The following is a 19,368-nucleotide window of genomic DNA, read 5'->3' as shown; positions in this document are numbered from 1 at the left end:
GGATATTACTCCGCCCTTTGTTATTAGTGGTGTTTGTCACCAACAGATTATTTATCCTTCTCCTTTGGTGAAGCCTTTGCTTTCTTCACTTTGATCGTGAGTACTTCGCTCTTGCCATCGTGGTCGGCCATGATCGTTCCGCCTTCCTCGATTTCACCTTTCAGGATCTCTTCTGCAACCGGATCTTCCAGATATTTCTGAATGGCCCTGTTTAAAGGACGCGCTCCGAATTGATGATCGTATCCTTTTTCTGCCAGGAAGTCTTTTGCCTTCTCTGTCAGTTCAACATGATATCCCAGTGCAAGAATGCGCGCAAATAACTTTCCAAGTGTAAGATCAATGATCTTGTGAATGTTCTCACGTTGCAATGAATTGAAGATGATCACGTCATCCAGACGATTGAGGAACTCAGGAGAGAAGGCTTTCTTCAAAGCACTTTGAATTGTGCTCTTCATGATTTCCTCTTCATTTGCCTGCTTTGCCTTTGAGGCAAAACCGATACCGGCTCCAAAATCTTTCAAATCGCGAACCCCGATGTTTGAGGTAAGGATGATGATTGTATTTCTGAAGTCAACACGACGACCTAAGCCATCAGTTAAGATTCCGTCATCCAATACCTGCAACAAGATGTTGAATACATCCGGGTGAGCTTTTTCAATTTCATCCAGCAACACAACACTATACGGCTTGCGTCTTACTTTTTCGGTAAGTTGACCGCCTTCTTCATATCCAACATATCCTGGAGGAGCTCCGACCAAACGAGATACAGAGAATTTCTCCATATACTCACTCATGTCAATGCGAACCAAAGCATCCTCTTTGTCAAAAAGATACATCGCCAACACCTTTGCCAACTCAGTCTTTCCGACGCCAGTAGGTCCAAGGAATACAAATGATCCGATTGGCTTCTTAGGATCCTTCAATCCTACGCGCGTACGCTGAATAGCTTTTGTAAGCTTCTTGATCGCTTCATCCTGTCCAATAACTTTCCCACCCAACTCACCGGCCATGCCTAAAAGCTTGTTGCTTTCTTTCTGGGCAATGCGATTGGTAGGAATGCCTGTCATCATTCCAATAACATCAGCGACGTTATCTTCTGTAACAGTATATTTTTCAGTGCGGGTTTTTTCTTCCCAACGTGCTTTCGCAAGATCAAGCTGTTCAATAAGCTTCTTCTCCTTATCACGGAGCTGAGCAGCTTCTTCGTACTTCTGACTTTTTACAACGCGATTCTTTTCTTTCTTAACATCTTCAATGGCGTCTTCATATTTAACGATGTCCTCAGGCACGTGAATGTTGTTCATGTGAACGCGTGCACCGGCTTCATCCAAAACATCAATTGCCTTATCCGGAAGGAAACGATCACTGATGTAACGATCAGAAAGCTTTACGCAGGCATCAATTGCTTCCTTGGTATAGTTAACATGATGATGATCTTCGTATTTCTCTTTGATGTTATCCAGGATCTGAATAGTCTCCTCAACCGTAGTAGAATCTACCATTACCATTTGGAAGCGACGGGCCAATGCACCATCCTTCTCAATGTACTGGCGATACTCATCCAGTGTTGTTGCTCCAATGCATTGTATCTCACCGCGCGCTAACGCAGGTTTGAACATGTTGGAAGCATCCAGCGAACCGGAAGCGCCACCGGCACCAACGATGGTGTGAAGCTCATCAATGAATAGAATTACATCCTGGGATTTCTCCAGTTCATTCATAACGGCTTTCATTCTTTCTTCAAACTGGCCACGGTATTTGGTACCCGCTACAAGTGAAGCAAGATCAAGAGTCACTACCCGCTTGCCGAAAAGTACACGGGAAACTTTTTTCTGAATGATGCGCAAGGCAAGTCCTTCTGCAATGGCAGTCTTACCTACACCGGGTTCACCGATAAGGATAGGATTGTTCTTTTTTCTGCGGGACAGGATCTGAGCAACGCGTTCAATTTCTTTTTCGCGTCCAACTATCGGATCGAGTTTATTGTCTTCAGCGAGTTTGGTAAGATCACGACCGAAATTGTCAAGCACAGGAGTGCGTGATTTTTCAATTCCTTTCTTTTCTTTTCCAGTACCACCGGCACCAGCTCCCCCCGCGTTTCCAAACATTTTGGAAGAATCATCATCCGGATCATCGGTGTCTTGAGAAGCCATCGGCTGATCATGTTGATATTCGAGCATTTCTTTTACAACGTCGTAAGCCACGTCAAACTTGTTTAAAATTTGTGTTGCGAGATTATCTGGATCACGCAGGATGGAGAGCAACAAATGCTCAGTGCCAATCAGCTGCGCCTTAAATACCTTTGCCTCGAGGTACGTGATCTTTAGTACCTTTTCTGAAGCGCGGGTCAACGGAATATTCGAGAGATTCTTTACCTGGTGTGTAGCAGTTCCTTTGGAGATCTTTTCAATTTCTCCTCTCAGTTCGTCGATGGGAACACCGAGCTTTTTCAATACACCTACTGCAACTCCTTCGCCTTCGCGAATCATGCCCAGTACGAGGTGTTCAGTACCAATGTAATCATGCCCTAAACGAAGGGCTTCTTCCCGGCTTAGGGAGATCACTTCTTTAACGCGATTAGAGAATTTTGCTTCCATGCGTGTCTCCTCTTTTTAGTGAATTATAAATGTAAGTTGATGATGACTCAAATCCAACTGGGTGTTAGCCTGCAATCGTTTACCGATTAAAGACAAAACACAAGTTCACTTTTATTTGTTCAATTTTTCTTGTGAGAAGCTTTTACAAGGGCCGCAGCTCCGGGACCCTCACAGAACACCAGGTCGATAAGGCTTAGGTTGGAAGCAAAGTTACTGCCAAAAACCTGCTGGTAGGATTGAGGAAGGTAGATTTCCCTCTGCGAAAAGTCCTTTTTGGCTGAAATGACGTTTCTCATATCGATGACCCCCTCAGATGTATATTTTTCGTACGACATACTTTCTGAGATTATCTTATTCCACCGCAACCATTGCAGACACATTGACAGGAGTCGGGTATTCAGATCATATAAATAGGTGTGCTCAAAAAACAATTCCCTTTTCAGATCATCGGCGTAATGCTCGAAGAAAGGTGACTTGGCGTAAGCAGATTCCAACGTCTTCCAAAGCCTTGCTTGCCATCGGGAAGTGTAATCTATTTTCACGTCTGTGATCATAACTTTTTTATGATCCGCTATTAATGGAATTGTCAATCGATCCGGTCCTTGTGATGTGAGAATGTAGCAACGATTTCGGAAGCTTTGCTTGATAAAGTTTTCATTCTTTTCGACGATGATTTCATCGACCGATTCAATGGTGCAGAAGTATTCTATTGAAGGAAGAAGGTGAAGTTCAATCAGTACCGAACTCATAACTTATAATTCATAGCTCCCTCTTGTTACGACAGGTTCTCCGGAAGTAAAATCAATTACAGTTGATGGAACGTTTCCGCCAGGCCCTCCATCAATGACAAGATCTACCAGGTTTTTAAAGTCATCAAAGATTTCTTCGGGATCAGTAGTGTACTCTTTTATCTGATCATCATCTTTTATGGATGAAGTAATAAGTGGGTTGCCCAATAACTTAACGATCTCCAACGGAATGTTATGTTTTGGAACACGTATCCCCACAGTCTTTTTATTAACACCAAGAATTTTTGGAACGAGACTGCTTGATTCGAAGATAAATGTGAAAGGTCCTGGCAAAGTTCTTTTAAGAATTTTGAATTCGGGTGTTTCGATGCGCGTCACGAATTCTGAAATGTGACTCAAGTCAGAACAAATAAAAGAGAGGTTTAGCTTTTGAGGCTTTACATTTTGAATCTTACAAAGTCGCTCAACCGCTCTTCTATTGAAAAGATCACAACCAATCCCGTAAATGGTATCCGTAGGGTAAACAATGATGCCATCATTTTGAAGAATTTCCACCGCGTGCTTGATCTTGCGTGGCTCTGGATTGTCGGGATGTATTTTGATTAATTCAGCTTGCATGAATCACAAAGATAGGGAGTTCGGAATTCCCGTCCGGGTTACTTCGTTTCGTTCTCAACTTCTTGCCTACTTTCACTATTTTTGATCCCCGATGGAAAAAATACCTAAAATAAAGCTGGCGGCATATCTGGTCGGCTCCATGCTTCTCATATCATTCTCCTTTTACTTCTATCAGATTGTCTATACACCTAATATTCTGGTGGACGGAACAGATCGCTTGTTTGTCATTAGCTCCGGAACAAGTTATCGTCAGGTGCTGAAAGATCTTGGTGAACAAAGAGTTGTAAATGATATGGTCTCATTCAGTTTTCTGGCAAGACTAAAAAACTTTGACAGAAAGATTCAGCCAGGACGATACATGCTTCGTCATAACATGACCAATCTCGCAGCGATCAATGCGCTGATGGGTGGAAGACGTGAGCCGATCAATGTGACTTTCACGAATGTAAGATTGCTGCCGGAACTTTATGAAAAGATAACAAAAGACACAGGAGTTTCAGAAGAAGAGTTTGAAGATGCTTTGGAGGATTTTATTTCAACCAATAAGGAAGGATTCACGGATGCCAACATCCTTTCCATGTTCATCCCCAATACTTATCAGGTTTATTTTAATGTCGTGCCTGCCGATTTAGTTGAGCGCATGCATCAGGAGTATGTAAAATTCTGGACTGCAGAAAGAAAAGCAAAAGCAGTTGCTATTGGAATGAAGCCAATTGAAGTTTCAATTCTCGCATCCATTGTTCAGGCCGAAACAATCAAAGTAGACGAAGCCCCCAGAGTAGCCGGACTTTATATTAACCGATTGAAAGCAGATATCCCTCTGCAGGCTGATCCAACTTTGAAATATGCTCTTGGTGATTTTGCAATCAAGCGTGTGTTGAATGTTCACAAAGAAGTTGATTCAAAATACAACACTTATAAGTACGCGGGACTTCCTCCAGGGCCAATCAACATGCCCGATATATCAAATCTGGATGCGGTACTCAACTATGAGAAAAGTAAATACATATATATGTGTGCCCGTGAAGATTTTTCAGGCTATCATAACTTTGCTACCAACCTTCGTGAGCATAATATAAACGCTACGAAATATCAAAACGCTCTGACCATTGAAATAAAAAAGGGTGCGGCATTAAGAAAGAAGAACAAGTAATGTACAAAACCGAGACTCTCATCCGGGTGCGTTACAGCGAGACAGACCAGATGCAGTATGTGTATTATGGTAACTACGCTTCTTACTATGAAGTAGCAAGGGTAGAAGCGCTTCGTCAGTTAGGCCTCACTTATAAAGAGATGGAAGCGATGGGAATTATCATGCCTGTGCTGGAGAATCATTCTGAGTTTCTGGCTCCTGCGCTGTATGATGAATTGCTTAAGGTAATCGTAACAATTCCTGAAAAACCCTCCGTCAGGATCCGGTTTCATTATGAGATATTCAACGAGCAACAGAAACTCATACATAAAGGCGAAACACTCCTCGCGTTTGTCAACCAGCGAACCGGCCGCCCATGTCGTCCGCCGGAAGCCTTCCAGACAGTATTAGCCCCTTATTTCTAACTTGCAGGCGGAAGTATGAAGTACAGTTACCGCAAACGCATCTTACAAGTCCCGTCCGCCCGCACCAGCCGGACATGGCTAAAAAAAATAAAGATCAAGGGGAGAGGCAATCATCATCTTTCTCTCTACAAATTCTTCAAGATATTTCTATTCAATATTCAGGAAGATGAGATAATGGATCGCGCTAATGGCGTTGCTTATAATTTTATCCTGGCGATTTTTCCAACCATCATCTTCCTCTTCACGCTGATACCATATATATCAACATATTTTCCCGCGATTACTACGGACGGAATCATGTTATTCTTGAGTGATTATATGCCCTCCAGCATGTATGAGGTAGTATCAGGCACCGTTACTGATATCTTAAGCAAACAACGTGGCGGACTTCTGACCTTTGGTTTTGTATTTGCACTTTACCTGGCAACCAACGGAATGATGGCCTTGATGCGGTCTTTCAATGCCTGTTACAAAACGGTTGAGAATCGTGGGTTCATTCGCATGAGGCTTACGGCAACCGGCCTTACATTATTATTAGCGATCGTTCTCTTCTTAGCGGTGTTCTTGTTAATCATAGGACAGGTTGCTCTTGACAGAGTCACCCATCAATTGTCAGACTATAGCAATATGAAGATGGATACACTGTCTTTATATGGACTTTTCAGCCTTCGCTTTATCGTCATCTTTATTGTATTCTTTTTTGCTGTATCGTTCATTTACTACTGGGGACCTGCCGTACATTACAATTGGAAATTCTTTTCCATTGGATCTTTTATTGCCACACTTACCTGCCTTGCGATTTCCTATGGCTTTTCTTTTTACATCACAAATTTCGGGAGCTATAATAAAGTCTATGGTTCCATCGGTGCACTGATAGCGTTGATGGTGTGGATACAACTCCTCACAGTGGTTTTATTATTTGGCTATGAGATTAACGCAAGTCTTCACTACGGACAAAAGCTGGAAGCTATTGAACAGCATAAGCGTGAGAAGAAGAGATTGAAACCCAGAACAGCAAAAGCTGATAAGGCATAAAAAAGAGACTGATGTAAGTCTCTTTTATTTTTAGTTTAAAATCCGGCTACTTGCAGGCGGCATTCAATGCATTGAAAAACTCAACGGCCTTGTCCCATGTCATCAGATCTTTAGAGATCGAAGCATTACAATTCTGCAGAAGACTTTGAGCGTATCCAGGAAACGCATCTTTTGTTACAGACACGACTGTGTTATTCTTTGTATCAAAAATCAGATACTCTTTTTTGTTGATCTCCACCTGACCGAGAACTTCACTCACCGCAGATCCTGCATTGACTGAATTCTCAATTGACTCATTTAAATTTTGTCCATCCTGAATACTCTTGGTTAAGGCTGCCTGTGCCGCACCTTTAGCCAATGAATCGGTCACACTGTTTTTTAATGAGGTGAAGAATTCATTTTTTGTTTTTGAATAAGGATTGCGGCTCAATCTATAGCGACCGTCTGTCATCCTAAGGAGATAGCCATCAACATATCCGTCCCACACCTGCATGGTTCCATTTATTTCCTGACCAAACTCTGCAATTCGACCGCCCTTGAACGAAGATGCTACTTCTGAGCCATCAGGGAGAAACATTATATTATATACAAAGAAATCATAATCAGAGAAGTCTCTCAATTGAGCGACCTTGCCAGTAACTTTTGCTCCTGTTGGAAGAACGATGTATCCACGTTGAAAATTCTTCTCAGGTTTTTTGAAGTCATTGGGATACTTGCCCTCATAGATTTTTGGATCCAACATGATGCTGGTAATATCTGTTGCCAGGATCTCTTTTTTGTCTTCTCCGGTGTTGACCTTTACTCTTTCGAAAACTTCTTTCTTTTTGAAGAAAGTAATTTTACCGGAGACAGAAGACCCGTCCTTCAATTTAACAGTTCCCTTTTGAGGTTGTGAAGACGTGGTATTGCCCATGCGATTCGGATATTGAATCTCTTCAATATTTACAGGAACCACATTGCGATACGGCACAGGCTGAGCATACAGCACAGTTATCGAAATGCCAAACAGGATCAAAGCAAGAATCTTTCTCATAGGGTGTTTAATGAATAGGTTAAAGATATTAATTATAAAATAAAAGACCGTAGCTGGGTCATGGCGCAACTTTTGTGAGAGTATTAGGGGTCATAACGTTTCAATAAGTGAGATTCAATTATGTTTTGAATCCTTTATGGATGAAAGAAATGTCATGAAAATGTAGATCAGAATCCCCAGTACTAGTATTAACATAAACCAGACTAACATGGCAACGATTCAAAAAATAACTCCAAATCTTTGGTTTGAGAAACAGGCAGAAGAAGCGGCAAAGTATTATGTCTCTATTTTTAAGAATTCAAAACTTGGCAGGATTTCATATTACAGTAAAGCAGGATATGATCAGCACAAAATGCCGGAGGGCTCTGTAATGACAGTTGAGTTTGAAATCGAAGGACAGAAATTTCTCGCCCTCAACGGAGGGCCGCTTTTTAAATTCAATGAATCCATCTCTTTCATAGTAAGCTGCAAGAACCAGGAGGAAATTGATTACTACTGGGATAAGCTTACCCCGGGTGGCGATAAAGATTCACAGCAATGTGGTTGGCTAAAAGATAAATTCGGATTATCGTGGCAGGTATCACCGGCAATTCTTGATGAAATGATGGCCGACAAAGATCAGAAGAAAGTTGATCGTGTCACAGAGGCTTTTATGAAAATGAAAAAGATGAATATTGCGAAACTGGAAGATGCGTTTAATGGAAAAAGTTAGTATTGCTGATAATTTAAAGCAACTCTTTTTAATTGAATAGATGAAAGCTGAATCTCTTTGAGAATCGGCTTTCATCTATTCAATCTCTTCCTTAATTCGCTTCCGCGTATTTCTTGAAACTATTTAATATTGCCTGCCATCCACCGCGCTGCATTTCTACGGAGTTGATTGATTCCGGATCAAAAGTTTCTACAACCTTTGTTTCATTTCCATTGGAAGCGAATGTCACCTTTACTTTTCTTCCGTCACCCATTCCATATTCAATCACTTTATGAGGAACTACATTGGAGTACACTCCTTCAAAATCAAAGCTCATGCTGCCATCACGTGCGGCCATAGTTGATTTAAATTTTCCATTTGTGCGCAGATCATTCTCTGCCGCTGGAGTATGCCAGTCATCGGAGGCGCTATTCCATTTCATAATATGATTTGGTTCCGACCACAATTTCCAAACTTTTTCTACCGGTGCTTTCACGGTTGCCTCTACAGTAATTGCATTTTTTGATGTTGTTTCCATAATATGTTTTTTATGTTTTGTTCCTCGTTTACCATACAAACATATCAATTGAATTTGAGGTTTATTTGGTTCAAAGCGACGAAATAGAGGGTCAATTGCGACAAAAAAAAGAGCCCTGGTTTCCCAAGGCTCTTCTCTTTTTATTTTCTGACGCTGGTCGTTACTTCTTGATTTTTGCAAAATCTCCTGCCTTGAAAATATTGATCTTGTCATAGTTGATCCATTTTTTCATAGCAGCATTTACCTGCTCAGGTGTCAAATCCATTACTTTCTTTTCAAGACTTTCATCCCACATAAGATCGCGCTTGACATAGAGATAGTTGTTTAAAGTTCCGGCAAGGCCACCATCCTGTGAACGATTGACAGAACGATTTTGTGTCCAGCCTGATTTGGCTGCGGTAACCTCTTCAGCTGTAAAGCCATCAGTAACCAGTTTAGTCATTTCATCTTTAAATGCTGCTTCCAGCTTCACCACATTTTCTGGAGCATAGATTGCAAATGCCTGGAAGTTGGCAACAGCATCCAATGAGCTTGCGGTAAACTGTGAACCCACGCCATAGCTTAGTCCTTCTTTCTGACGAATGCGAACAGCAAGTCTTGAATTCAGAAATCCACCACCCAGCATGTAATTGCCAAGTACCAACGCAGGGTAATCAGCATTGTCATCTCTCAGATCAAACACATAACCAGCCACGAAGAAGGCATTTGCCTTATCAGGTGTTTCAGTTGACTCATTTGCAGTAGTGACAGGGAATACCTTTCCAGGTAATCGTGAGAAAGGCTGAGGATTTTTCCACATGCCGAATGATTGTGTTACAAAGTTTTTGACCTCTGTAGCATCAAAGTCTCCAACCATAGACATGGTCGCACTGGAAGCTCCGTAGAAATCCTTATAGAATTTCTTTACTTCATCCAATGTCAGAGCTTTGATATCAGCAACGTCCTCGTCAAAAGTAGAGGTGTAGCGTGGATCACTCTTTGGCCATGGATTCATATGTCTTTGAATCTTAACAAAGGCAATTGCCTGAGGTTCGCTGCGGTTGGCCTCGATCTGCGCAAGCTGCTCGTTTTTATATTTTTCAAACTCGTCTGCTGGGAAGATTGGATCTTTCAGTACTTCCACCACAAGCTTCATTGCCTCCATCAGATTAGGACGGGTGGTAGTGATGTTTATAAAAGCCTGATTAGCGGAACCTCCGATAAAAACATTTGCTTTCAGACGATCGAATTCATCCTTGATCTGCTGACGTGTATGCTTGGATGTTCCTTTGTTTAAAAGAGCTGCTGCATACTCTGCGGCGGTTCCTTTATTTGCTAATGACTTTTCATCACCAAAACGCAACGTGATGCGACCTTCAACAGATTCACCGCGTGTCTTTTTTGGAAGAAGAGCAAGCTTCATACCATTAGGAAGCTCTGTCTTGGTTGTTCTTGATTCAATGTTGGCAGGAGCTGGATCAAATGCTTCGCCGGATGCTACGGCAGCGTTTCCTTTATAATCTTTTACCATTGCATCCACATCGGGAATCGCAGGTATTTCAGAACGACTTGGTTTCTCTGTTGGAATGAATACTCCGGTAGTACGATTGTCTGGTTTAAGATAAGTCGCTGCTACACGCAAAACATCTTCCGGTGTTACAGTCTTTATGCGATCGCGTGTCAGGAACAACATTCTCCAGTCGCCCATACCGATGTATGTGCTGAGTGTTAATGCAACGTTGGTGGATGAGTTGAAAGCAAGTTCAATTTGTTTGATGATCTCATTCTTAGCTCTTTCTACCTCTTCTTTTGTTGGAGGAGTGTTTGCAAATTCATCCAGTGTTTTGATCATGGTGTTCTTTACATCATCCAGAGATTTTTCTTTCAGCACCTCTGCAGTGGCGAACATTAAGCTTGGTTCTTTGAACTGGTAACTGTAGGCGTAGACAATACTTGCTTTTTTTGTATCGATCAATGCTTTATCAAGACGACCGGAAGGAGGGCTTGCAAGGATTCTTGCCAGTACCTGGATAGCAGCATAATCAGGATGTGATCCTGCCGGAATGTGATACGCAGTGCTTACTACCTGCACATCACCAACGCGTTTCAATACTACTGAACGCTCACCGTCCTGTGTTGGATCTACTGTATAGGTTGATTCAATTTGGCGCATTGGTTTTGGTGTCGTACCGAAATACTGATTCACCATTTCAATGGTCTTTGCTTCATCAAATTTTCCAGCTACGGTAAGAACAGCATTATCTGGTTGATAATGTTTTTTATAGAAAGCCTGAAGACGTTCGATTGGCACATTTTCAAGATCAGCTCTTGATCCGATTGTTGATTTGCCATAGTTGTGCCACAGGAACGCGGTTGAAGTGATGCGTTCATTTAATACACGTGCAGGACTATTTTCGCCCGATTCAAATTCATTACGAACAACAGTCATTTCACTGTCAAGATCTTTTTTGGCAATGTAAGAGTTGATCATACGATCGGCCTCGAGGTCAAGCGCCCATCTCAGGTTTTCTTCCGTTGCATTGAACGTCTCAAAATAATTTGTGCGGTCAGTCCATGTAGTTCCATTAGGCTGAGCACCGTGTGCAGTTAATTCCTGGGGAATGTTCGGATGTTTTGGAGTTCCTTTAAAAACAAGATGCTCGAGCAAGTGAGCCATACCGGTCTCACCGTAGTTTTCATGCTTTGAACCAACCATGTAAGTAATGTTTACAGTGATGGTTTGTTTTGAATTGTCAGGAAACATTAAAACCCGCAATCCATTCTGAAGCCGGTATTCTGTAATACCTTCAACAGAAGTGTACTTGACAGGAGCACCCAGTGCTGGTTTGTTTTCCATTTTGGATGCTTCCGGACCTGCTTTTGGCTTATCCTTTTTTTGCGCAATAGCGGGCAGCATGCATGCCATTGCGAAAAGCAATAGAATTGTTTTTAAACGCATAAAGTTGGTTTTTGTTGATTAATAATTTAATCGTGCGACGTAAGAGTGTACAAGCTAGTAAAAAAAATACATTGCAATGTCATTAAGATTTCTTCAGAATACATTCTGAAAAATCAAGTCAACATTACCGGAATAAAAAGAAGATGATCGCAAATGAAAAAAAGTTTTGCTGTCTGTTTTTATTTGAATTTTTCCTCGTTTTAATTTATTGAACTAATATTAACCATGTTCAATCGTGAAGAGACTTCCCGAATCCGACAGGAATTCTGGACCGTTTTCGGTAAGTATATGGTTCCGGTACCTTCTTCTGAGGGAGTCAGGGTAAACTGGATAAATTATCATACGGGTATAAAGGATGTGTATTTCCGGATGAATGTTGAACAGAACTCCGCTGCCATCTACATTTCAATTGAGCATAGTGATCCTGAAATACAGGAACTATATTTTCAACAATTCAAAGAAATGAAAAGCATTCTTCATGCTGCACTTTATGAAGAATGGGATTGGCAACTTCATATTGACGTTAATGGTAAAGTGATCAGTAGAATATATAAAGAGCTTCCCAATACTTCGGTATTCAACAAAGATCAGTGGCCTGAGCTGATCTCATTCTTTAAACCACGGATCATTGCACTGGATCAGTTTTGGGAGAATGGAAAGTATGGCTTTGAAGAACTCAGATGATTTCTCCTCGTCCCGCCTTACTCCATTCTCAGCGACATAACTGGGTTTGTGAGTGCCGCCTTCATGACCTGGTAACTGACCGTCAATAGGGCAACGGTTATAGAGAATCCAATCGCCAGCAGAAATACCCAAACGCCGATCTGAATTTGAAACTGGAAGTTTTGCAACCACGTGTTCATTAACCACCACCCGAGAGGAGCAGCAATCAGGAATGCAATCACGACCAAACGCGCAAACTCTTTCCAGAAAAGCCAGAGGATATTAGCGACGCTGCCGCCAAGCACTTTGCGTACACCGATCTCCTTGGATTTTTGTGTGACCATGAACGACACCAATCCATATAAGCCAAGACACCCGATGAAAATCGAAATGAATGAGAATGTCTTAATTAATGTGAGCATCGTTGCCTCGGCTTTATAAAATTCTGCAATGCTTTCATCCAGAAATTCATATTGAAAGATCTGATCAGGATGTTGTTGTGTCCATATCTTTTCTATCTCCTGTAACACTGATTGTGCTTGCCCAAGATTTAACTTTACGGCGAAGCTTTCATAATCTTCAGTGTTAGTAGTGATGAGGATTGGACTTATTTCTTCATGAAAGGATTTGTCATGAAAATTTTCAACAACCCCAACGATAGGAGCGGTCATACTACCACCATCTGCTGCAATTATCTTTCCGATAGCATCTTCAGGAGATTTGAGATCAAGCTTGCGGATCATGGCTTCATTAACAAGCATTTCTCTCACAGTATCAGAAGGAGATAAATTTCTTCCTGCGGCCAACTCCAAACCAAATGTTGAAAGGTAATCGGCATCGGCAGACTTGATGCTGGTTCTGAAATTGACTTCTTCGGAACTATTATTGAACATGATAGAGTTACCCCAGTCATCTTCAGACGCGGGCGCAGTAAAGCAAAGTGAGATCTTCTCAACCCCTGGTATTCTTGAGATTTCATTTTTTATAGCTTCCCTGCTATTGATTCCTTTTGGATCACGCCCGGTTGCAACCATTACGATTGCATCTTTGTCAAATCCTAGGTCAGACTCCTGTGCATATCGCATTTGATCAATCACTACAATCATCCCAATGATAAGAACCTGAGAGATGGCAAACTGAGAAACGATCAGCGAACGACGTGTATTGAATCCACCGACATTGTGTTGTGTAAGTTTTCCCTTCAATGCAGTTACGGGTTGAAATTGTGCAAGCACCAGAGCAGGATAATAGCCCGCCAGGAAAGTCACCACCACTCCAAGCGTAAGAATGAAATAGATCAGCATGCTATCCGTGAATGGATTGAATGACATGTTGATATTAAAAAGACCATTCGCATAAGGCATGACCATGAAGGAAAGAACAAAGGCTCCCGTAATTCCTATCGCTGAAATGATCGCAGTTTCAAAAATGAACTGCCAGAAGAGTTGGGTTTTGAGACTTCCTAAAACCTTTCTGACACCAACTTCTTTTGAGCGTTTTAATGCCTGCGCGGTTGCCAGGTTAATGAAATTCACACAAGCTGTGGCAATAAGAAATACTCCGATGATAGAGAGAATCCAGAGATTCTGTTTTTCCATTGCGCCGCCATAGTTTGCATTGAAGTGAACATCAGCCAGTGACTGAAGTTTGTAATGATGAACATTCTTGCTTGTCGGGCGATGCTGCTTTACATAAGCAGGCATGATGCTTTCAACCTGCTCAATAGAAACATTTGGGCGAAGAAGCGTGTAGCATTTCATGCCATCGCGTATGCCTCCCCAGCCACGATTATCCGTAAAGCTTGGCAGGTATGTCTTGAGTGTAGACCATGAGACAAACATTCCCGCCTTTAAATCTGTGTTCTCAGGAAAGTCTTTGAGGATACCGGTCACAGTAAAGGGAGTAAGGTTTGCCAGCCAGAATGTTTTACCAATCGGATCTTCATCGCCGAAGTATTTTCGTGCGGTTGTTTCAGTAATGATCGCAGTGTTGGGCTCTGTTAATACTGATCTTTTGTCACCCTGCAGCAATGGAAAATTAAAAATGTCGAAGAAGGCAGGTTCTGTAAATGCAATACCATCGGCTTCATTAAATCTGGATATTTCATCCTTCTCTCTTAATGTAATCAGTACATCGCGTTCGGTATAGACACGACCGACGATTTCACCAAAAGTGTAGTCATTGCGAAAAGCTTCTCCAAGAGGAGAGGGGACATTGCTTCGGTAGGCGATATCATCACGATGGAGCTCAGTCACAATTCTGTAAACCCTGTCTGAGTCTTTATGAAAATTGTCGAAGCTCAGGTGAAGCTTTACAAATGTGAAAATGAGAATACCACACGTCATGCTGAGTGCCAGGCCTGCGATATTTATAAATGCGTATCCTTTATTCCGAACGAGGTTTCTCCATCCAATTTTAAAGTAGCTTCTGAACATGCTATAGTTGTTTAGATTGATATTTGTTTGCGTTGGCCGGATGATGCCGGGTCTGAAGAGCATGAGCACGTCGATGATGAATCGGATATCTGCTTTTCTTTTGCCTGACTTCCTGATCCGACGTTGATGCACCTCCACGAGATCACCTTCAATGTAATCCTGCATCCTGGGATGACAGTACCATCGGAAGAACCTGAGGAAGATATCCGGCGGAGACTGATCTGACTTATGATTCATAGTTCAGCCTGTTCATTTGAAAAATTGTTTTCGGAATCGCGCGCCAGAGTTCATCGCGGGTTTCTTTAGAATACTGCATGGCCTTCTTTCCCATGGCAGTGATCTCAAAATATCGTTTGGGTCTGCCGGCTCTTTCTTCCGTTGCCTCACCGGCGTATGATTTGAGGTAGCCTTTATCTTCCAGTCTTTTGAGAGCGGTATGAAGAGCACCCATGCTGACGGATCGTGAAAGTCGTGATTCGATTTCATCCTTGATAGAAACACTGTATGCTTCGTTGTTCAGTATTCCAATGGTGAGAATGACGACTTCCTCGAACTCGCCGAGCTGATATTTTTTCATGGAGAATATTTTACTCTAAATGTAGGATTAATAATTGTGCCAGAAATTATAAGCAGCAAATGCAGTTGTTTTGGAATGATGGGGATGGAGTGATGTACGGATCTGAACGGAGAGTGCCCGTGTATGAGTTGGTAAAAAGAACCAAAGCCTTTTTTGCCGGATTAAAACAAAGCGCTATTTTTGCAATCCGTATTTAGAAAATATGGCCAGAACCTTAATAAACCGGAGGTTTTGGAAGAGAAACAGAGGAGTGGTAGAGCGGTTTATTGCACCGGTCTTGAAAACCGGAGAACCTTCACGGGTTCCGGGGGTTCGAATCCCTCCTCCTCTGCTGATAACAGTATCAAACAAGACAAAAGCCTGCAAATCGAAAGATTTCAGGCTTTTTGCATTTCTGGGGCATATCAAATTATTCAACCAATAGCGTTCCATTGGTGAGTGATCAGGTGAGTACTCAGAAAGCCAAAAAAAGACTCACCAGATTTCTTCTAACGAATTGACTTTCAACCGGTTCAAAGGGTGAACATCTTGAAAGCAAGTAACTGCACTTATAGTTTTATAAATGCATTTAAACAAAAACGTTATGAATCGATTCAGTGTGCTGTTCTATTTCAAGAAGCCAAGGACCTTTGTGAAAAATGCTTTGCCTATCTACATGAGAATAAGTGTAGGGTGTGAGCGAACTGAGATCTCAACACAGAGAAAGTGGAATCCCCTACGATGGAACGGTGAAGCAGAGAGGGCCATCGGAACCAAGGAAGATGCCAGGGCGCTCAATGCGCACCTTGACACTCTTCAGGGACGAGTCTACGAAGCGCAGCGTCAATTGATCGCCAATAATGAGCCTATCACAGTCGGTGCGCTACGAGAGAAAATTGACGGCAAGACCGAAAAGTCAAAAATGCTTATAGAGGTGTTCCGTTATCATAACAAACAAGTTGCAGAATTAGTCAATAAAGATTTCTCACCAGGAACACTTGAACGATACGAAACCGTCTTGAGTCATACCGAATCATTTATACAATGGAAATTCAAGACCTCAGACATTGAGATAAACGAACTTTCATACGAGTTCGCAACTGAATTTGAGTTCTGGTTGAAGACTGTAAGAAATTGCAGTCACAACACTTCTATCAAATACGTCAGCAACCTTAAAAAGATCATTCATATCTGCATGAAGAATGGATGGCTTCAACGTGATCCATTCATTGGATATAAGATGAGTAAAAAAGAAATTACCAGAGAGTATCTATCCAAAGAAGAAATCGAGTTGATCTATAAGAAACAGTTCTCCAGCAAACGGCTGGACGTTGTTAAAGATATTTTTATTTTCAGTTGCTTCACGGGATTGGCCTATGCCGACATTAAAAAACTAAAACGCACAGAGATTATTGTTGGCATTGATGGTGAAAAATGGATTTCTACAAAAAGGCAAAAAACAGATACTGCATCGAGAATTCCTTTACTTCCAATTGCACTTGACATCATAATGAAATACGACGGCAACATAAAATATATTAACGAAGATCTTGCGCTACCCATCTTAAGCAATCAGAAAATGAACTCTTATTTAAAAGAGATCACTGGCGTGTTGGGGATTAACAAGGAGTTGACCTTCCATTGTGCCAGGCACACTTTTGCAACGACTGTTACGCTCACAAATGGAGTGCCTATTGAAAGTGTTTCTAAGATGCTAGGCCACAGAAATCTTAAAACAACACAGCACTACGCCAAAATCCTTGACAGAAAGGTAAGTGACGACATGATGACGTTGAGAAGTAAGCTTGCATTACAGCCGGAAACAGCAATACCGGCTTAAATCGTGACATAAATGTCTAATTCAAAATACTTAAATTTGTAAATAAGATGGTTCATTCAATGAAGGTTAAAGTCTTAAAAAATAAATCAGGAATTCTTTCGGGGCTGGTTATTCCTGTCGAGGAATTGAATGCGGTAAAGAGATCATTAAAGAATGACACCGAACTCTTCGGCATCATTGAAGATCTTCTAAATACCCAACAGGTCGTTGACTTGAAAAACGAAACAATACTTTCGAGCGGACGTACTGTGACAGAGACGGAAGCCGAGGTTCAAAAAATTACAGATAAATTATACGCTGACGCTTTTAGCAAGGGCATTCCAATGTTTTACAAAGATGGTCGCAGCACGGATCTAACGCAATTCATACGTGCCAATCCGGATGGTTCAGAAGACCTCGTAAATTTTGACGCAACCAAAGGAGAATACACGCTCATAAAGAACCTTGTTTCGTCAGGGGCTGGTTACTGGTCATACCTATTGGCTAAGTAACAATATCTTATGGCTAAGGAGCTTCGGTTCTTTATTATAGCCGGTCCTAATGGTGCAGGAAAAACAACATTAGGTCGCGCACTTGTTCCCGCTGATGTTTCGATCTTCAATGGCGATCTGGTTTTTGAACAGCTTTGCAAGCAATATCCAGACATTGATCCAGAAAGATTGAAAGGTGGAGTTCCTGTGGCATTGGAAAAAGCCAGGGATACTGCCATGTCAGAAGGAAAGGATTTTGCATTCGAAACAAATTTTTCATCAGGTCTGACGATGGATCTGGCAAATCAATTTAAAGAAAAGGGCTACGACGTCAATCTTATCTATCTTGGTTTAGATAATCCAACTATTGCAGCATCACGCGTAAAGACACGGGTCAGTCTTGGCGGACATGATATCCCACTGGAAACAATTTACTTCAATTTTTACGAAGGAATTAAAGGGGTAAAAAACAATCTTTCATTTTTTGCCACCAACTCATTTTTCAATTCAACTGTCAGGCCAGCATTGGTTGCAAGCTTTGACAAAAATGCAAGAGCTCTTTTGGTATTTGATATTAGCATCTCCTGGTTTAATCAACATTTTAAGCAAAGTCTGGAAAATCTGGCGGTTGATATAAAAATAAAGCAAACGCGAAGTACGAAAACTGAGGAACTACCCAAAAGAAAACGAGGAAGAAGGCTTTAAGATTGTATTAATTTTTTCTGACGCGCTTTCTTTCCAGAGATGAAAAAAATCTTCATCAGAGCATTTGATACTAACACTCGTTTCTTCCACGGCATAGCTGCCATTAACTTCCTTTCAAGTATTTTCTTTTCTTCAATGCTATGATACACTATTGGCTTTATCACAGAATTATATTTTTTGAAGTGATCTGGAGATGCGGAGGAAGTTTTTCGAGTTTTAGAAATTGTATCCAAAATGAAGTCCCGGTTCTCCGATGATGAATTTAGGCCATTTATCATCCAACTGTTTAAACCCATCAGGCATTTCTGTGTGATATGCACGATGGGTAATGGCAATTGATGGTTGAATAAAAAATCTGTCTTTAAAAAGTTTGAAGTGATAACCAATACGGTATGTGTTGAAAATCTGAAAACCGTTGTCAAATTTTTTGCTTTTGTAGTTCACAAAATCCTGCCAAGTAGGCATTACATTAAGTTCGACGAATAAACCTTTCCACAAAAATCGTTGGTAAGCCACTGAAAAGCCATACTCACGAATATACCCTGGAAATTCTTCTTCTACCTTTCCGTATGATTTATTAAAAAATGGGTGAATACCATTCGGCCAGGCATATTTCCAGGTTTTTAGTTCTAATGTAATTACATCTTCACCTGTGACACGATAGCCTAAATTGAGTTGAGCAAATTCGGGACTGTTTGTGGTGGCAAAATTACCCAATACAAATATAGTGCTGCCAACGAACCACCGTTTGTAAGTGCTGTCTGTTTTGGCATATTGCGCTTTAGTTTGAAGCGGACCTGTCATCATTAATAAAAAACCAACGAATAAAATTTTCTTTTGCATGTCCTTTTTTTGTTAAACGATACTGCAAGCTTAAATTGGTAAAGTATAGTAAATAACTTATTTAGGTTAATAAATAAGCCAATCCCAAAAATAATCCGTA

17 protein-coding genes and 1 tRNA gene are annotated in these 19,368 nt (G+C 41.3%); 9 read left to right on the top strand and 9 right to left on the bottom strand.

The window, feature by feature from the left end; translation table 11 throughout:
- Positions 1-47: 47 nt before the first annotated feature.
- The 3 genes from HOP08_08675 to HOP08_08665 all read right to left on the bottom strand — a co-directional run bounded on the left by HOP08_08675 (position 48) and on the right by HOP08_08665 (position 3,964).
- Positions 48-2,597, bottom strand: coding sequence for an ATP-dependent Clp protease ATP-binding subunit (locus HOP08_08675; protein ID NOT74990.1), 2,550 nt, complete (start codon positions 2,595-2,597; stop codon positions 48-50).
- A 119-nt stretch (positions 2,598-2,716) separates the two neighbouring features.
- Positions 2,717-3,346, bottom strand: a complete 630-nt coding sequence (locus tag HOP08_08670; GenBank protein NOT74989.1) for a hypothetical protein — start codon at positions 3,344-3,346, stop codon at positions 2,717-2,719.
- Positions 3,347-3,349: 3 nt separating this feature from the next.
- Complete coding sequence (locus HOP08_08665; GenBank protein ID NOT74988.1) at positions 3,350-3,964, bottom strand: threonylcarbamoyl-AMP synthase; 615 nt, start codon at positions 3,962-3,964, stop codon at positions 3,350-3,352.
- Positions 3,965-4,055: 91 nt separating this feature from the next.
- Here HOP08_08665 and mltG point away from each other — a divergent pair, with 91 nt between their 5' ends.
- The 3 genes from mltG to HOP08_08650 are packed head-to-tail and all read left to right on the top strand — an operon-like array spanning position 4,056 to position 6,556.
- Positions 4,056-5,117, top strand: coding sequence for an endolytic transglycosylase MltG (mltG, locus tag HOP08_08660; protein NOT74987.1), 1,062 nt, complete (start codon positions 4,056-4,058; stop codon positions 5,115-5,117).
- Positions 5,117-5,521: an acyl-CoA thioesterase gene (locus tag HOP08_08655; protein ID NOT74986.1), complete on the top strand. Its 405-nt coding sequence runs from the start codon at positions 5,117-5,119 to the stop codon at positions 5,519-5,521. Before mltG ends, HOP08_08655 begins: the two co-directional genes overlap by 1 nt.
- Positions 5,522-5,536: 15 nt before the next feature.
- Complete coding sequence (locus tag HOP08_08650; protein ID NOT74985.1) at positions 5,537-6,556, top strand: YihY/virulence factor BrkB family protein; 1,020 nt, start codon at positions 5,537-5,539, stop codon at positions 6,554-6,556.
- A gap of 46 nt (positions 6,557-6,602) precedes the next feature.
- Here the strand turns inward: HOP08_08650 and HOP08_08645 are convergent, their stop codons facing one another.
- Positions 6,603-7,589, bottom strand: a complete 987-nt coding sequence (locus HOP08_08645; GenBank protein NOT74984.1) for a hypothetical protein — start codon at positions 7,587-7,589, stop codon at positions 6,603-6,605.
- 208 nt (positions 7,590-7,797) lie between these two features.
- On the opposite strand from HOP08_08645, the gene HOP08_08640 reads away from it, so the two are divergent.
- Positions 7,798-8,301, top strand: coding sequence for a VOC family protein (locus HOP08_08640; GenBank protein NOT74983.1), 504 nt, complete (start codon positions 7,798-7,800; stop codon positions 8,299-8,301).
- Positions 8,302-8,392: 91 nt separating this feature from the next.
- On the opposite strand, the gene HOP08_08635 is transcribed toward HOP08_08640, so the two are convergent.
- Both HOP08_08635 and HOP08_08630 read right to left on the bottom strand, forming a co-directional pair.
- Positions 8,393-8,818 (bottom strand): polyketide cyclase, encoded by a 426-nt coding sequence (locus tag HOP08_08635; protein ID NOT74982.1) that lies wholly within the window; start codon positions 8,816-8,818, stop codon positions 8,393-8,395.
- A gap of 160 nt (positions 8,819-8,978) precedes the next feature.
- The gene (locus HOP08_08630; protein NOT74981.1) at positions 8,979-11,756 is read right to left on the bottom strand and encodes an insulinase family protein; all 2,778 of its coding nucleotides are present in this window, start codon (positions 11,754-11,756) and stop codon (positions 8,979-8,981) included.
- A 225-nt stretch (positions 11,757-11,981) separates the two neighbouring features.
- On the opposite strand from HOP08_08630, the gene HOP08_08625 reads away from it, so the two are divergent.
- Complete coding sequence (locus HOP08_08625; protein ID NOT74980.1) at positions 11,982-12,440, top strand: DUF4268 domain-containing protein; 459 nt, start codon at positions 11,982-11,984, stop codon at positions 12,438-12,440.
- A gap of 17 nt (positions 12,441-12,457) precedes the next feature.
- Here HOP08_08625 and HOP08_08620 read toward each other — a convergent pair whose 3' ends face one another.
- Together HOP08_08620 and HOP08_08615 are read right to left on the bottom strand one after the other, a co-directional pair.
- Positions 12,458-15,091: an FtsX-like permease family protein gene (locus tag HOP08_08620; GenBank protein NOT74979.1), complete on the bottom strand. Its 2,634-nt coding sequence runs from the start codon at positions 15,089-15,091 to the stop codon at positions 12,458-12,460.
- Entirely contained in the window at positions 15,081-15,431 is a 351-nt protein-coding gene (locus tag HOP08_08615) for a PadR family transcriptional regulator (protein ID NOT74978.1), read from the bottom strand. Before HOP08_08615 ends, HOP08_08620 begins: the two co-directional genes overlap by 11 nt.
- A gap of 244 nt (positions 15,432-15,675) precedes the next feature.
- Here HOP08_08615 and HOP08_08610 point away from each other — a divergent pair.
- The 4 genes from HOP08_08610 (at position 15,676) to HOP08_08595 (ending at position 18,425) form a co-directional block, all read left to right on the top strand.
- Positions 15,676-15,762 (top strand) — tRNA-Ser (locus tag HOP08_08610).
- Between the two features lie 231 nt (positions 15,763-15,993).
- A complete protein-coding gene (locus HOP08_08605; protein NOT74977.1) occupies positions 15,994-17,250 on the top strand; it encodes a site-specific integrase in 1,257 nt (418 codons plus the stop codon).
- A gap of 59 nt (positions 17,251-17,309) precedes the next feature.
- Complete coding sequence (locus HOP08_08600) at positions 17,310-17,741, top strand: hypothetical protein (GenBank protein ID NOT74976.1); 432 nt, start codon at positions 17,310-17,312, stop codon at positions 17,739-17,741.
- A 9-nt stretch (positions 17,742-17,750) separates the two neighbouring features.
- A complete protein-coding gene (locus tag HOP08_08595; protein ID NOT74975.1) occupies positions 17,751-18,425 on the top strand; it encodes a hypothetical protein in 675 nt (224 codons plus the stop codon).
- Positions 18,426-18,641: 216 nt separating this feature from the next.
- Here HOP08_08595 and HOP08_08590 read toward each other — a convergent pair whose 3' ends face one another.
- Positions 18,642-19,268 carry a hypothetical protein gene (locus HOP08_08590; protein NOT74974.1) on the bottom strand — a complete coding sequence of 209 codons (627 nt, stop codon included), beginning with the start codon at positions 19,266-19,268 and terminating at the stop codon, positions 18,642-18,644.
- Positions 19,269-19,368: the final 100 nt, after the last annotated feature.

It is taken from the genome of Cyclobacteriaceae bacterium (assembly GCA_013141055.1).
Taxonomy (GTDB): Bacteria; Bacteroidota; Bacteroidia; order Cytophagales; family Cyclobacteriaceae; genus ELB16-189.
This window is presented reverse-complemented; position numbering and strand designations above follow the sequence as displayed.

Coding starts and splice junctions, on each gene's coding strand:
- HOP08_08670 (NOT74989.1), bottom strand. CDS start 3,346: ATGAGTTCGGTACTGATTGAACTTCACCTTCTTCCTTCAATAGAATAC.
- HOP08_08635 (NOT74982.1), bottom strand. CDS start 8,818: ATGGAAACAACATCAAAAAATGCAATTACTGTAGAGGCAACCGTGAAA.
- HOP08_08590 (NOT74974.1), bottom strand. CDS start 19,268: ATGCAAAAGAAAATTTTATTCGTTGGTTTTTTATTAATGATGACAGGT.
- HOP08_08640 (NOT74983.1), top strand. CDS start 7,798: ATGGCAACGATTCAAAAAATAACTCCAAATCTTTGGTTTGAGAAACAG.
- HOP08_08655 (NOT74986.1), top strand. CDS start 5,117: ATGTACAAAACCGAGACTCTCATCCGGGTGCGTTACAGCGAGACAGAC.
- HOP08_08630 (NOT74981.1), bottom strand. CDS start 11,756: ATGCGTTTAAAAACAATTCTATTGCTTTTCGCAATGGCATGCATGCTG.
- HOP08_08620 (NOT74979.1), bottom strand. CDS start 15,091: ATGAATCATAAGTCAGATCAGTCTCCGCCGGATATCTTCCTCAGGTTC.
- HOP08_08645 (NOT74984.1), bottom strand. CDS start 7,589: ATGAGAAAGATTCTTGCTTTGATCCTGTTTGGCATTTCGATAACTGTG.
- HOP08_08625 (NOT74980.1), top strand. CDS start 11,982: ATGTTCAATCGTGAAGAGACTTCCCGAATCCGACAGGAATTCTGGACC.
- HOP08_08665 (NOT74988.1), bottom strand. CDS start 3,964: ATGCAAGCTGAATTAATCAAAATACATCCCGACAATCCAGAGCCACGC.
- HOP08_08605 (NOT74977.1), top strand. CDS start 15,994: ATGCATTTAAACAAAAACGTTATGAATCGATTCAGTGTGCTGTTCTAT.
- HOP08_08615 (NOT74978.1), bottom strand. CDS start 15,431: ATGAAAAAATATCAGCTCGGCGAGTTCGAGGAAGTCGTCATTCTCACC.
- HOP08_08595 (NOT74975.1), top strand. CDS start 17,751: ATGGCTAAGGAGCTTCGGTTCTTTATTATAGCCGGTCCTAATGGTGCA.
- HOP08_08675 (NOT74990.1), bottom strand. CDS start 2,597: ATGGAAGCAAAATTCTCTAATCGCGTTAAAGAAGTGATCTCCCTAAGC.
- HOP08_08600 (NOT74976.1), top strand. CDS start 17,310: ATGAAGGTTAAAGTCTTAAAAAATAAATCAGGAATTCTTTCGGGGCTG.
- mltG (NOT74987.1), top strand. CDS start 4,056: ATGGAAAAAATACCTAAAATAAAGCTGGCGGCATATCTGGTCGGCTCC.
- HOP08_08650 (NOT74985.1), top strand. CDS start 5,537: ATGAAGTACAGTTACCGCAAACGCATCTTACAAGTCCCGTCCGCCCGC.